Source organism: Pseudoalteromonas thalassia (assembly GCF_049257215.1).
Classification (GTDB): Bacteria; Pseudomonadota; Gammaproteobacteria; order Enterobacterales; family Alteromonadaceae; genus Pseudoalteromonas; species Pseudoalteromonas lipolytica_C.
In genome coordinates, this window is the sequence record NZ_JBMMUE010000010.1 from 1 (window position 1) to 14,753 (window position 14,753).

The 14,753-nt window shown below is 41.2% G+C and carries 8 protein-coding genes; 4 read left to right on the top strand and 4 right to left on the bottom strand.

The annotated features are described in order from the left end of the window. Window positions 1-572: 572 nt before the first annotated feature. Window positions 573-1,418, bottom strand: coding sequence for a LysR family transcriptional regulator (locus AAEU31_RS12660; protein WP_054560757.1), 846 nt, complete (start codon window positions 1,416-1,418; stop codon window positions 573-575). Between the two features lie 124 nt (window positions 1,419-1,542). Between AAEU31_RS12660 and AAEU31_RS12665 the strand changes: the two genes are divergently transcribed. The 4 genes from AAEU31_RS12665 (at window position 1,543) to gcvP (ending at window position 6,934) form a co-directional block, all read left to right on the top strand. Then, window positions 1,543-2,142 (top strand): hypothetical protein, encoded by a 600-nt coding sequence (locus tag AAEU31_RS12665; protein ID WP_062570363.1) that lies wholly within the window; start codon window positions 1,543-1,545, stop codon window positions 2,140-2,142. Between the two features lie 180 nt (window positions 2,143-2,322). Further along, window positions 2,323-3,405 (top strand): glycine cleavage system aminomethyltransferase GcvT, encoded by a 1,083-nt coding sequence (gene gcvT / locus AAEU31_RS12670; RefSeq protein WP_199526747.1) that lies wholly within the window; start codon window positions 2,323-2,325, stop codon window positions 3,403-3,405. Between the two features lie 51 nt (window positions 3,406-3,456). Further along, on the top strand, window positions 3,457-3,846 hold the full coding sequence (gene gcvH / locus AAEU31_RS12675) for a glycine cleavage system protein GcvH (protein WP_062570365.1): 390 nt from the start codon (window positions 3,457-3,459) through the stop codon (window positions 3,844-3,846). A 199-nt stretch (window positions 3,847-4,045) separates the two neighbouring features. Continuing rightward, window positions 4,046-6,934, top strand: coding sequence for an aminomethyl-transferring glycine dehydrogenase (gcvP, locus tag AAEU31_RS12680; protein ID WP_421967365.1), 2,889 nt, complete (start codon window positions 4,046-4,048; stop codon window positions 6,932-6,934). Between the two features lie 143 nt (window positions 6,935-7,077). On the opposite strand, the gene AAEU31_RS12685 is transcribed toward gcvP, so the two are convergent. The 3 genes from AAEU31_RS12685 to AAEU31_RS12695 are packed head-to-tail and all read right to left on the bottom strand — an operon-like array spanning window position 7,078 to window position 14,750. Beyond that, the gene (locus AAEU31_RS12685) at window positions 7,078-11,208 is read right to left on the bottom strand and encodes an esterase/lipase family protein (RefSeq protein WP_421967366.1); all 4,131 of its coding nucleotides are present in this window, start codon (window positions 11,206-11,208) and stop codon (window positions 7,078-7,080) included. A 24-nt stretch (window positions 11,209-11,232) separates the two neighbouring features. Further along, a complete protein-coding gene (locus tag AAEU31_RS12690) occupies window positions 11,233-13,446 on the bottom strand; it encodes a DEAD/DEAH box helicase (protein ID WP_421967367.1) in 2,214 nt (737 codons plus the stop codon). After that, window positions 13,443-14,750: an ATP-binding protein gene (locus AAEU31_RS12695; RefSeq protein WP_269408919.1), complete on the bottom strand. Its 1,308-nt coding sequence runs from the start codon at window positions 14,748-14,750 to the stop codon at window positions 13,443-13,445. The genes AAEU31_RS12690 and AAEU31_RS12695 overlap by 4 nt, the downstream gene beginning before the upstream one ends. Window positions 14,751-14,753: the final 3 nt, after the last annotated feature.

Below are 14,753 nucleotides of genomic sequence, written 5' to 3' on the forward strand. Positions count from 1 at the left end.
ATTTTGCTGAACTAAGTTTAAACTCTTGAGAAAAAGAGCGACGTTGTTTTGTCATAGAACACCTCTGTTTGAGTGGTAATAATACCACCTAAATTAGTGTCCGGTTTCATTGAAGCACAACAAAGAGAGGACAATGAGAAAAGAATGAGAAAGACCATAAAGCTATGTAGTCTTTCTTCTAAAGCGCAGCGTCTCTTATCCTCTTTGTGATTATTACTTTCTCTATGTAGCGCGAAGCGCCTCGGTGTACTCTGTGGTTCAATATTCTTTTGCACAAAGAGAAGATAATGAGAAGAGAATGAGAAAGACCATAAGATTATGTAGTTTTAACTCTAAAGCGTAGCGTCTCTTTTCCTATTTGTGAGTATTACTTTTTTTATGTAGCGCGAAGCGCCTCGGTGTACTCTGTGGTTCACTATTTTTTGCACAAAGAGAAGATAATGAGAAGAGAATGAGAAAGACCATAAAGCTATGTAGTTTTTCTTCTAAAGCGCAGCGTCTCTATACCTCTTTGTGAGTATTCATTGAATTACGAGATATAAAATCGTTTTTACAATTTTGAAAACTCACACCTACGTCAAACGTAGGGCGATGAATTCGGCGAGTTTATCTACGGCGGTGCCTGGATCGTCGGTGCGTTTAATTAAACTAATACCGATTTGACCAAGCTCGGGGAGGTCTTTGGTTTGCAGTTGGTAGTTAAGCTCATTTGGCACGGTACTTTTTGCCAGCACTGTAATGCCTAAGCCTTCTTTTAACGCCGCAGTTAGGCCGGTTAAGTCGGCATTACTGTAGGCAATGCGGTATTTAATACCCGCACTTTGTAGTGCTTCGATTGCGCGGCGACGATATATACATCCCTCAGGGGCGGTTACAAGCGTGACCACATCGTTCTGTGCAAGGTTTAAATCACCTACCCATACTAGTTGGTCTTGCATAAAAATAGGGAACTTAGCTGATTCGAGCTCTTCGTTTAATGCCAGCACTAAATCGAATTGATCTTGGCGCGAGACCGACAACAAATGCTTACTCAAACGAGAGCGCACTTCGAGCGATACGTCAGGGTAGAGGGCCACGAAGTCACCAATAATTGAAGGTAGAATACGTGCGGCAAATTCACTGGGGATCCCCAAGCGCACTTTACCGGTCACGTTTTCGCTGGTGAACTGCTGCAAAATAGCATCGTTTTGTTGCAGCATTTGCTTCGCTAATGGCATAAGTAATTCGCCATACTGATTAAGCACTTGGCGCTGGCCTTGCTTTTTAAATAGCTTATGGCCCAGCATGTCTTCAAGGCGCTTTATTTGTAAGCTCACAGCCGGTTGTGATAGCCCCAATAATTCACCCGCTTTGGCAAATCCGCCAACTTCAACAACGGTGACTAAAGTACGTAAACTATCGGTAGAAATGTTTTTCATTAAAAAATTCTATTTATAGGGCTATATATATAAGTATTATTTATCAATTGATAAATAATTACAATTTGTTGTTGCTAGCACGGCGCAATATACTTCAGCCATTAATGATTGATAGGTGTCACATATGACTTTTACGCCAATAATGTTTGCTCGCCACAGCCAAGCTGAGACCCCAGCAGACAACGTGCTACAAGCTAATAACGATACTGCCATTATGGATTTTAGTGGCACTGAAGCAATCCCATTTTTAACGGCTATTTTAGGTCTTGATATTAATAAGCTAACCGCTAGCGGTTTAGGCTTACGTAGTTCATTAGACGATGACCTAACAAGCAGCTACGCTTATGCCCTGTATTACTTTAACGAAACCGCATTTCGTTTTGTGTTAGGTAAAGATGCCAGCGTGCAATTACAGTCACTTATTAATGAGCAACAACTTCGTTACGACATTGATTATGTAATGCGTGACGACTTAAGCGCACTAACCCTAAGTGGTGAGCAAGCGTTTGATGCCTTGGTCGACAGCTTTAAGCTAACGCCGGGACTGCGTTTATCAGACATGCGCAGCTGCTATGGTGCACAAAGCGGTGAGGTATTTATTACCGCGATAGATAACCAAGCAACACAGCAATTTCAGCTGGTGGCGCGCCAAGCAGAGCTTGATAAATGGCAAACGCACTTACAGCAGCTCGGCTTTGATTTAGCCTTAGCCAACGTTGCTTAAAAGATAAAATTTTTAAAACAGCTACGCACTTGGGTGTTTAGCTGTTTTTTAGTTACAAAATCGCAATTTGGGTGTGACAACTGTGCAACTAATGTATAATCGCCGCCCATGTTATTCCCCCTCATTAAATTGAGGCCACGCCCCACAACTTGTGGGTTAATTTAAAAGTGAAGGAATATTATGACTTCTAAAACAGTTTTACATGCTAAGCACCTTGAAGCTGGCGCAAAAATGGTTGATTTTCACGGCTGGGAAATGCCAATCAACTACGGCTCACAAATCGAAGAGCATAATGCGGTTCGCACAGATGCAGGTATGTTTGACGTATCTCACATGACAATTGTTGATGTTCAAGGCGATCAAGCGCAAGCGTTCTTACGTAAGCTAGTGGCAAACGACGTTGCTAAGTTAACTGTACCGGGTAAAGCACTTTACACAGGTATGCTTAACGAAGAAGGCGGCGTAATCGACGACCTTATCATCTATTTCTTCTCAGAAACGAACTACCGTTTAGTTGTTAACTCAGCAACACGTGAAAAAGATTTAGCGCATTTAGCTAAAGTTTCGGCTGATTTCGCCGTAACGGTTACTGAGCGTCCTGAGTTTGCAATGATTGCCGTTCAAGGCCCTAACGCACGTGCTAAAACAGCAACAGTACTTAACGCGGAGCAACAAGCTGCTGTTGAAGGTATGAAGCCTTTCTTTGGTGTGCAAGCAGGTGATTTATTTATTGCGACAACAGGCTATACTGGCGAAGATGGTTATGAAATCGTAGTACCTAACGATCAAGCTGCTGATTTATGGCAACAACTTCTAGACGCAGGCGTAGCGCCAGCTGGTCTAGGTGCACGTGATACGTTACGTCTTGAAGCAGGTATGAACCTTTACGGCCTAGATATGGACGAAAGTGTTTCTCCACTTGCTGCAAACATGGCGTGGACAATCGCATGGGAGCCAGAAGATCGTAAGTTTATCGGTCGTGAAGTATTAGAACAGCAACGCGCTGACAAGAGCACAGACAAACTAGTTGGTTTAGTGCTTGAAGAAAAAGGCGTATTGCGTAGCGGTTTAAAAGTCATCGTTGAAGGTGGTGAAGGGGTGATTACCTCTGGTACATTCTCACCAACTCTTGGTCACAGTGTTGCGCTAGCACGCGTTCCGCGTTCAACTGGCGAAACAGCCCAAGTAGAGATGCGTAAAAAACTGGTTAACGTTAAGGTTGTTAAACCTTGCTTTGTACGTAACGGCAAATCAGTTATCTAAACTATAAAAAATTTGGTGTTATCACCCAATATAAACCAAAGGAACAAAAAGATGAGCAATATCCCAAGCGAATTAAAATATGCTACTTCACACGAGTGGGTTCGCGACGAAGGTGACGGTACGTTTACTGTAGGTATCACTGAGCACGCACAAGAACTTCTTGGCGACATGGTATTCGTTGAATTACCAGAAGTTGGTGATGAAGTTGACGCGGGTGAAGACTGCGCAGTAGCTGAGTCTGTAAAAGCAGCATCAGACATCTACGCACCAATCGGCGGTGAAATCGTTGCAATCAACGAAGATCTTGAAGATTCGCCTGAAACAGTAAATAACGACCCGTACACTGACGGTTGGTTATTCCGTATCAAAGCATCTGACACATCAGAGCTTGATAACCTGTTAGACGCTGAAGGCTACGCTAACACAATCGACGAAGACTAATTAATTAGTCACGCCGACTAAAAGCCCCGTCTAGATCTCCAGCTAATTAAATGCGTAGCTTGGGTTTCACAGGGGCTTTTATGATTTTATAGCTTACCTTTCCATACGCTGTAAGTTACTAAATCAACACGTTTTTAAGTTATTGCCAGTTACCCATTGGCAGTAACCACTTTTTTTTGGATCATAGGAATCTGGACAAATGTCAAACGCCAAATCTCTTGAACAATTAGAGCAAAAGCAAGATTTTATTCGCCGTCACATTGGGCCAAGCCCAGCGCAAGTAAGCGACATGCTGAGCGCTCTTGGAGTATCGAGTGTTGAAGAGCTGATCGGTCAAACGGTACCTGCAAGCATTCGCTTAGAGCAAGGTTTATCAATTGGCGAAAGCCGCACTGAAGTTGAAACACTAAGCTACTTAAAATCAGTGGCAAGCAAAAATAAAGTGTTCAAATCATACATCGGTCAAGGCTACCACCCAACTCACGTACCACACGTAATTTTACGTAACGTACTTGAGAATCCAGGCTGGTACACTGCGTATACACCTTACCAACCAGAGATTGCACAAGGTCGTTTAGAATCATTATTAAACTTCCAGACTATGACCCTAGACCTAACTGGTCTTGATTTAGCAAGCGCGTCATTACTTGACGAGTCAACGGCTGCGGCAGAAGCAATGGGCCTTGCAAAGCGTGTTGCTAAGTCTAAAGCAAATGCATTCTTCATCGCTGATGACGTGCACACACAAACAATCGACGTTGTTGCAACACGTGCAGAGCAGTTCGGCTTTGACGTTATCGTTGGTAAAGCAGCTGAAGCACTAGACCACGATATTTTTGGTGCGTTATTCCAATACCCATCAACAACGGGTGAAATCACTGACGTAACCGATTTAATCGCTGGCGTACAAAGCAAAAAAGCGATTGCCTGTGTTGCTGCAGACATCATGAGCTTATTACTGCTTAAAGCACCAGGTAAGCTAGGTGCAGACGTAGTGCTTGGTTCAGCACAGCGTTTTGGTGTACCTATGGGTTACGGTGGTCCACACGCTGCATTCTTCGCAACACGCGACAAGTACAAGCGTTCACTACCTGGTCGTATTATCGGTGTTTCTAAAGACCGTTTAGGTAACGACGCACTGCGTATGGCAATGCAAACACGTGAACAACACATTCGTCGTGAAAAAGCCAACTCAAACATCTGTACAGCGCAAGTACTACTAGCGAACATGGCAGCGTTCTACGCGGTTTACCACGGTCCACAAGGCCTTAAAACTATCGCTGAGCGTATCCACCGTTTTGCAGACATCTTAGCGGCAGGCTTAAAATCAAAAGGCTTAAACCTTAAGCACGACACATGGTTCGATACACTGACTGTTGTTGCAGATAACAAAGACGAAATCGTTGCACGTGCAGTAGCAAACGGCGTTAACTTTGCGTCTAACCGCGCAGGTGAATACTCAATTTCTGTATCAGAAACAACAACTCGTGCAGACGTAGCTGAGTTATTCGACATCATCTTAGGTGAAGATCACGGCCTAAGCGTTGACGCACTAGCAAACGAAATCGAAGTAAACGGCAGCAACTCAATTCCTGCAAGCCTAGTACGCGATGACGAAATTTTAACGCACCCTAACTTCAACTCGTACCACAGCGAGACTGAAATGTTGCGTTACATCAAGCGCCTAGAGAACAAAGACTTAGCGCTTAACCACTCAATGATCTCATTAGGTTCATGTACGATGAAACTTAATGCGACAGCTGAGATGATCCCAATCACTTGGCCTGAGTTTGCAAACCTACACCCATTCTGCCCACTTGATCAGGCAGCAGGTTACCAAATCATGATGACAGAACTACATGATTGGTTAGTAAATATCACAGGTTACGATGCAGTTTCACTACAACCTAACTCAGGTGCACAAGGTGAATACGCAGGCTTAATCGCGATTCGTAAATACCATGAGTCACGAGGTGAAGGTCACCGTAACGTATGTTTGATCCCAAGTTCAGCGCACGGTACAAACCCAGCGTCTGCACAAATGGCAAGCATGAAAATCGTGGTAGTTGACTGTGATAAAAACGGTAACGTTGATATGGCAGACCTTAAAGCGAAAGCCGAAGAGGTATCTGAAAACCTATCTTGTATCATGATCACTTACCCATCTACACACGGTGTTTACGAAGAAACAATTCGTGAAATCTGTGACATCGTGCACCAGCACGGCGGTCAAGTGTACATGGACGGCGCAAACATGAACGCGCAAGTAGGTGTTACAAGCCCAGGTTCAATCGGTTCTGACGTATCGCACCTTAACCTACACAAAACATTCTGTATTCCACACGGTGGTGGTGGTCCAGGTGTTGGCCCAATCGGTGTTAAATCTCACCTAGCGCCATTTATGCCTAACCACAGCGTAATTAATGTTGCTGGCACAAACATCGGTAACGGTGCGGTTTCTGCTGCTCCTTACGGCTCAGCAGCTATTTTACCAATCTCGTGGGCATACATTGCCATGATGGGCTCTGAAGGCTTAAAACAAGCAACAGAAATGGCTATCGTGAACGCTAACTACTTATCTGAGAAGCTAAGCGAGCATTACCCAATTTTATACCGTGGCCGTAACAACCGCGTTGCGCACGAGTGTATTGTTGACCTACGCCCACTTAAAGAGCAAACAGGCATCACTGAAATGGACGTAGCTAAACGTCTACAAGACTACGGCTTCCATTCACCAACTATGTCATTCCCAGTAGCTGGCACACTAATGATTGAGCCAACTGAGTCTGAGTCTAAAGTTGAGATCGACCGTTTCATCGAAGCAATGGTGTCAATCAAGTCAGAAATCGACCGTATCGCATCTGGCGAATGGTCAATTGAAAACAACCCGCTAGTGTTTGCACCGCACACACAAGCAGACGTACTAGGCAATGAGTGGGATCGTGCATACGACCGTTTCTACGCTGCATTCCCAGTACCAAGCGTAGCAAAAGACAAATTCTGGCCTACAGTAACCCGTATCGATGACGTATACGGCGACCGTAACCTAGTTTGTTCATGCCCAGCGGTTGAGACATACCGTGACTAAGTGATCACGTGATAACGACAATTGAAGTTGGAAACCACGTAATCGAAGTTGGAAACTGCAATTGAAGTTGGAAACTAACTAAGTATAGAAGGCGAACCAGAAATGGTTCGCCTTTTATTATCGCTAATTCTCGATATATTTATTTACCATTCAAATCGCTCACCATTTTCAGTGTCATGTTCTACTTCTCTTTCATATTCTCTTGCAATGTAAGCTTCCCATTGTGGCTTTTTAGCAATAGCCCATTCTGATACTCTTTTATCAGTTGAATCTATCAATGGTTGAAATAAAGGTAATCGAGACTCAAGTATTTTTGCCCATGAGCCTGCCCCTCCACTTGGAGTGAAGTTAGATAAGTATTTATCCAAAACCAAAGCAGGTTCTGGACAAGCTTGTAATAATTCAATCGCTAATGGTGTCCACTCTAAAGTTTTTTCATTTGATTGGTAAGGTGTAATAATCGATGCTAAAGCCGGATAGCTATCTTTGCCGTTGTATTTACACCAATTTAACGTGCTTTTTATATTAACTTTCGAGAATGGACTTACTTTCTTGTCAAGCCTACCTTTTATTGCATTTCTTATCTGAGGTTCTATTTCTTTATTTTTACCTATAAATATTTCAAGGGCTAAAATAGGATGTAATTGAATAATTGTGGACATAAATTCTGGGAAATCATATCTGTCGATAATATGAGTCAAAATTTTCGCTTTAATTGCTTCTAGAACAGTTAAAGCATACTTTTCATTTGTACCGGCAGAAAAGCATACATTGGCTATTTGGGTTAAACTATAATCGCTGCCACCTGAAGTTCCTCTTTCTTCAGCGTAATTGAATGATGCTAAAAGTGACGCTGATTTCTCTTTAAGCAAATCTGAAACAACATAGTGTTGGTTTTGCTTTAGCTCGTGAAAGCGCATTGATAGTATTTCTATGGCAACTGCCTGGCCGTCTTGTTGTTTCCAAATTAAATCCAATATTTCACATAGCTGATCGTCGGGTATTGGTTCGTGACTGCGACCACATGCTAAGTTTCTATACATCCAAACTGGAGATGTATTTTCTTTTAATGCTTTGAGTATTCTAGCAATTGCATCTTGGTCGATAACGTAACTCAGTTGGACTAATATAAAGTATTTCTTGAGTTCAGGGTGTGTCATGAACTTATCTAAGAAAGTATTAGTGAGGCTGATATTAACTTTCGAGAGGTGCTTAATTTGACCACATAAGAAGTTAATGTTTCGTTCTTTCTCAGGAATTTCTTCTAATGCAGAAATAGTAAGGGTTAATAACTCTTGGTTATTATGCGTTCCTTCAGCACAGCCTTCTCCAAATTCAAATAAGTTAGAGTTAGAACCACTGTATGATAGAAGTTCAGTCAACATAGATTGAAGTAACTGACTATCAGTATTTGCTACTTTTACCCCCAAATCTATAGCGTACTGCTGCCCTTTTTTATAACCATGTTCAATTAAAATACCATTCTCATCGTATTCATCTAAATCATGAAATTTCCATTTATCAGCCAATACATACATGTTTATATCGTCTAATAAGGACTTAGGTGATAATTGGTTTGCGATTGATTGCAACCGCTGTTTTTCCTTTTCTGTGGAAGTTTTGCAATCCCATTTTAAAATATCATGAATGGCAGAAAAGCCATCAGCCCACATTCCTAAAGTGCTTATTTTTATACAAGTACTTTCAATTAAATTTCTTAAGTGATTTTGTCGCCACAAGCTACGCAGGCTTTTGCCTAGTACTTTTTTAGCTCGTTCTGAGTGAGGAGTTTTATTAGTGATAAATTCAGATGTATATTCAATGAACAACTGATACCAGTCTGCAACATCTTGGTTGGTTTTTGGTCTATAACCAAAGTCTCTTGGATTTGCACCAAAATCAAAGCTATGGCTTGAGGAAAAGTGCCAAGCTTCAAGAGATGAATCTAATAGCTCGAAAGCAAGATATACACTCTGCTCGTTAGCGGTAGAAATTAAATTCTTTATAACATCTAAACGCTGTTCTTTGGTTGCATGTGTTCCAGATAAATAAAGTTGGAACAATGATTTTAAAATATCTCTGATAGAGTTGTAATTCTCAGTTTTACCTTCAGATAGTGAGAATTGACATAGCAATTTGGCACATGTGCCGAAATACTGTTCCTCATATGCAATAGATCTAATAAGCCTTGTTATTGCGGTGAATTGTTTATTTTTTCGTGTACAAAACTCAGGTTGTTTAGCTAAGGTTTCAATGTAAAGTAAAACTTCTTTAGTTGAAATAGGAGCTATATTGGTGAGCAATACCCAGGCAAGTTCACTTTTACCCTCGGCGTATAGTTTATGTAATAATCCATTTTCATTTAACCAATCATTAACGATGATTTTGGCTTCTTCACATTTTGGCAAGTAGCCTAGTCTCCTTGAAAAGGATTTTAGTAAGCGTTCATCTGTTGATTCATTAAAGTTATCAGAAATAACACCTGTACTTATATTTTCTAACGCATACTTTGCTAACCTATTCGCAATTGGGTGCGGTAAAACAGCCATCCATTTACTTCGTTGCTGAACTAAATTTCGACGCTTTAGCTCTTTAGCTGATTCATAAATATCTCTTGTTGGAATTTCTGATAGTTTACTGAGGAAAGTAATATCATCACTATAAGTCTTCTCACTGTTAATTTGGAATGAATAAACGAGTGAAAGACATTGAGCTGCTGTTTCGAGTGACTTTTCATTAGCATGACGTTGGTAAAATAGCCTTTTAAATAGTTCTTCATCCCTTAAACTTGAGATGTTTTCGTCTTTACCTATTGTTTCAGCTAAAGCTAAAGCTATTCTTGAGTTACCACCTGAAAATTCACTGATTGTTCTAGAGTTTTGCTGACCTAGATGCTGATATCTAGCGTTAAGTATTTTTTCTATAATCTCAATTGAAGATGGTTCTAAAGAGAATACTTCAGTTTGCTCAGGTTGGTCTTCTCTTAAATCATATTCGACAGTCAGTAAATTGGTGTTGCTGCTTTCAGTGCTGCATAAGGTTGTAAGAGATCTATGTAGGTCAGGCGGACAGTTATCTATTATTAAAACTGCTTGTCTCCCTTCACCAACGATTTTTTCAGCCAAAGCTTGAGGTGTTGGTTTTGGGCCGTTTGCCATATCAGTATAAAATACAGCCTTGTGGGGCAAAGGGTTGTCACCAATACGCTCATCAAACAAGGCTTGCACGAACCTAGTTTTTCCAACACCAGATAAACCAACAAGTCTAATAGACGCTTTTCTTTCTAATAACTTATTTCTAATAAGGTTTAAGCCGTCTAAACCTTTAAGTCCTTCATTATTGCTTGAAGATGAATCAAGCAATCTAACCTGTTCATCAACGAAATATTCACCGGTCGTTCCATGGGGGCAATTTGCCCAGTTACTATATCCTTCCCATGCGTTTATATCGTTATTAAATCGTGAACTTATCCATAGCTTATGAAAATCTCTTTTTTTTTGAGATACAAATTCTTTGATATGAGTATATATCTCATCATTTTTATCATTTGGCTTACAAATGTTTTCATGACTAACCGCAATAGGAATAGCTCTAATCCCAGCTATACCTGGATCAGCACTGTCTGGTTTAACAACAGTGATAGTACCGTACATTTTTTCAGTTTCTATAAGGACAAGATGTCTCAGTACTTTGTGCTGGCACCAATCTCGATACCAAGTATTTAATTCTCTTAGGTTTGGATCATTTCGACTTAATGATGCAGCAACTATTGATGGTTTTTGGAGGGTTAGACACCTTAGAAGTGCTCTGGAAGCTAAATTATGACCTGTAGAAGCAATATCAGCACCTAGATGAGGTGTGCCCAGAAACGCCACGCCAGTAACCCTGCCAACGAATTGCTGAGCAATTTCTCTTTTTATCTGATCATTTGCAAGTCTCATGATTTGCTTTGTAATTAATCCTCCAAGGCTATGACAAATAAATATTATTTCTCCTTCAGCTAATTCAGGTACCTTTAGTATGTGTTCGAATATATTTGTAGCAAGATCTGGAATGCCCATTCCTGAACTATTAAATTTAAGCTTTGGAGCATCATATTCTACTGTCCATATATTTAGATCATCACAATCCTCCATAAGCCACAGTGGCCAAGCCTTCTGCTTAGTATTTCTATCTAACCATGTACTTTCTGCATTACCACCCAGTCCATGCATGAAAATCACATGAACATCTTTGATTTCATTATGGTTTGATCTTAAAACGATTTTTGCCAAGGAGTTTTCTCTCTTATTCTTATGTTAAATACTTAGTGGTCTATCTTGCTTTATGTTTTGCAACCACTCAGCTGTAGTTGTTAGGTCAAATGCTTTTGCTCCATACCCTATGGATAGAATACTTTCTGGCAAGAACTCATCGAACTTCTCGATACGTTTTTCCTGTACTTGTTGTGCTAGTTCTGTTTCTGTTGGGAGTTCCGTTGAAGCAAGTTTGAGCAATATTGAGCGAACACTTTCTAATGGCGCTTTTTCTACTTCTATGACTCCTGCATATGCGCCAGCTTCAAACCCATGTTGGATTAGCAAGGCGACAATTGTATTTACCACTTTGTCGCCAAGCCATGGGAATATATAAGTAGTATTGCCAACCTGGAGCAGTGGTTCTCTAGAGAGCTTTGCATCTTCGAAATATCGTACGCTTTCACCAAACAGTTCTCGTGCAGCTGAATCAGCGAAGTCGACTTTCTGATCCCCCACAGAAATTCTGTAGTCACCGTCTTTTAATATTTGGAACATCTCTTGCCGGACAACATCATGTATGTTCAAGCCAGCACCACCAAATTTAGGCGGCTTGCCACCTTTTGCATGCTCCACATAAATGACTTTCTTTTCGCTATCTATGTCGTTTACTTTCCAACGTTTTCCACCGAAAACAATATGCTGACCTTCCAATACCAATGAATCTACAGGCAGCGTTCCGAGTGATTTTGTTCCACATACAATCCGAAACTCTTCAGGCGTTTTGAAAACAGCATAGAACGAGTAATGGCTTGTCAGCTTTTCTCCCAAAAGGCCAAGAACCAATTCACCACTTCCTAACTGAGTTATGAGTTCTGTTTTGCCCATGTGGACAAGTAGTGCTTTAAAGTTTTCAACATTAACGTTTTGAAAAGGGCCATCTTTACAGAGCAAACTAAATAATTGCTCGGCTCTAATTCCTCCCCATTGTGCAGTAACCGCAAGTACTTGGTGAAGGAGTGTTGAGAAGTGGTAAAGTGATGTATCAGCTGGTTCATACCATTTACTGCCGATAAGAAGTCTGATCATGGCCAGAGATTGAATAAGCTCCAATCTCAGCTTGTCGATGACGCTAGAGTCTTTTGTCAATTCAGCTTCAGCGATTAGCATTCGCAATATTGAGGCTCCACCGCGTCTTCCTGAGCGTCCCATTCTTTGACGTAAACTTGAAATAGAGTGGGGGGCTGTTACTTGAATTACGGAGTTTACCTTGCCGATATCAATGCCTAGTTCAAGAGTCATTGTGCAAATCGCTGTGGTAGGATAATGCTCCTGTTGCAATCGCTTTTCTAAGCTTTCTCGAAGATCTTTAGATAGCGAACCATGGTGAGGAAAAAATTCATTCGGTACAATTTTCTCTTCACAGAAGTCAGATAATGTAGCCGCAATGCTTTCTGTACGGCTTCTACTATTTGCAAACACAAGGTGATTTCCGCCTCGACAAAATTTAAATAAATCTTGGCAGATCGTATATTCGGCATCATTGGAAGACTCAGCTTCTAAGTTAGCAGGGTTGACATACCCCTTTACCTGAACCTTCAAGGTGGAAGTCGAATGTGTATCTTTGATGATCTTGCAAGGTAAAGAGCGATTAGGGCGAAGTGATAGAGGTACTTTCTCTAACTCACCAAGCGTAGCACTCAAAGCGACTCTCGGGATTGGTGTTTCTAGTCTTCCGAGAAGGTGTTCAAGTCTATGAAGTAAAGAGAGTAAGTGATGGCCGCGCTCAGAGCCAATAAAGGCATGAAACTCATCAATAACGATATATTTCAAATTAGAGAATGCTGCTTTGATCCAGCCAGAGTCACTGATGAGTAATGACTCCAATGACTCAGGTGTTATTAACACGACACCGGATGGTGATGCTTTTAATTTCTTCTTTCGGCCCTGTGAGCTATCACCATGCCAGGGAGTAACCGGTATTTCTAACAGGTCAGACAGACTTTCTAAGCGCCTATCTTGGTCATTTATAAGGGCTTTTAGAGGGCTAACGTAAAGGATCCCTACACCCGTTTCTTGAGGTGCTATGGCGCTGAGCGCAGGCAAGAAAAATGCCTCTGTCTTTCCTGCTGCGGTTGAAGCGCTGATCAGCACATCTGTCTTTTCAGACAATATAGGTTCAATAGCAAGGCATTGTATTTCTCGTAAGCCAGTCCAGCCTTGTTTGAATATCCAGCGCTGAATCCGATGGTCTAATTTTTCATGTTCATCAATCATAGTTTGAAGTCAGCAAATCCATCTTCATTGTCCTCTGTTTCGAGTTCAACATCGGAAGGCTTATCTTCATTAATTGCTACTGATGAGATTAGACTATGCCATGCAATTTGCGGGTTTTGGTCGATCACCGCGAGCATATCTAAAAATGCTTTAATGGTGTTACGTGGCGTTCGAAAATACGCATCTCCTATAGTTTGGCTGCAATGCTGTAAGAACGCTTTGAGAGATTCGTCTGGAACCAAGTACTTTGCTTCGTCACCTTCAGCATAAACGTGACGCAAGTTTTTAAGCAAAATATAGAGTTCTTCAGGGGTTAAGCTAGCGAGGTGTAGTGCCGGTGACGAATAATCAATCACGCCCGCTTGTTTAGCAAAACTGTTATCTGCCAACCTAGATTGTAGTGCTTCATAGCTATACAAGCCTTTACGTGGATCTAGCAAAAACTCAGGGGTTCCGCCGAGAAGGAAACCCAAATGCTCAGCGCTTCCTTGCAAGCAATCGTTTAGAATTCGGAGTATTTGCTCATAGTTAGAAGTTCTCGCTGTGGTGTTGTTCAACTTATATAGATTTACCATCTCGTCTAAGTTAACTAGAAGCCCTTGGTAGCCAGCTTGTCTGACAAATAAACTCATTAATTTCAGCGCATCATAAAAAGATGTATCCGAAATAATTGTTCGAACACCTAGGTCATTTCGGGCATCGGTTTTAGTTGAATACTCTGCTCGTAACCATTTTATGGCGTTAGCTTTTAGTATCTCATCATCTTTCTCATGACCTATCCAATAAGCCTCAATAACTTTAGCAAAATCATAACCGCCAACGAGTTCAGAAAGTGATGCTAATTTTTCATGGATAATTGAATTTATACTTTTTCCTGAAGTATCAGCTTCTTTCATCGCTTCTGTGATGAACTTTTCAACTACACTGGTTAAAGCATTACCATCAGGTTTGTTGCGAGTCGCCATGTTACGCATTAGCTCAGAGTAAAGGTTTCTAGCTTGACCAGCCGATGCATGAATACGTCTATCAGGAGATAAGTCTGCATTGACGGTTACAAGCTTATTCTCTAGAGCAATAGCACGTACAACACTTAAAAAGAATGTTTTACCAGAACCATAATCGCCGATAATGAGCCTGAAAGCTGAACCTCCATCTGAGATCCGATCAATGTCTTGGATCAGAGCTTTTAATTCATTTACTCGACCAACTTGGATATGCTGGATTCCAATCTTAGGAGTCACACCTGACTTCAGAGATTGGATAATTGCATCCCTTTCTTTAGCTCGTATTCTTTTTGCAACCATTGT

Coding starts and splice junctions, on each gene's coding strand:
- gcvH (WP_062570365.1), top strand. CDS start 3,457: ATGAGCAATATCCCAAGCGAATTAAAATATGCTACTTCACACGAGTGG.
- AAEU31_RS12690 (WP_421967367.1), bottom strand. CDS start 13,446: ATGATTGATGAACATGAAAAATTAGACCATCGGATTCAGCGCTGGATA.
- gcvP (WP_421967365.1), top strand. CDS start 4,046: ATGTCAAACGCCAAATCTCTTGAACAATTAGAGCAAAAGCAAGATTTT.
- gcvT (WP_199526747.1), top strand. CDS start 2,323: ATGACTTCTAAAACAGTTTTACATGCTAAGCACCTTGAAGCTGGCGCA.
- AAEU31_RS12695 (WP_269408919.1), bottom strand. CDS start 14,750: ATGGTTGCAAAAAGAATACGAGCTAAAGAAAGGGATGCAATTATCCAA.
- AAEU31_RS12665 (WP_062570363.1), top strand. CDS start 1,543: ATGACTTTTACGCCAATAATGTTTGCTCGCCACAGCCAAGCTGAGACC.
- AAEU31_RS12660 (WP_054560757.1), bottom strand. CDS start 1,418: ATGAAAAACATTTCTACCGATAGTTTACGTACTTTAGTCACCGTTGTT.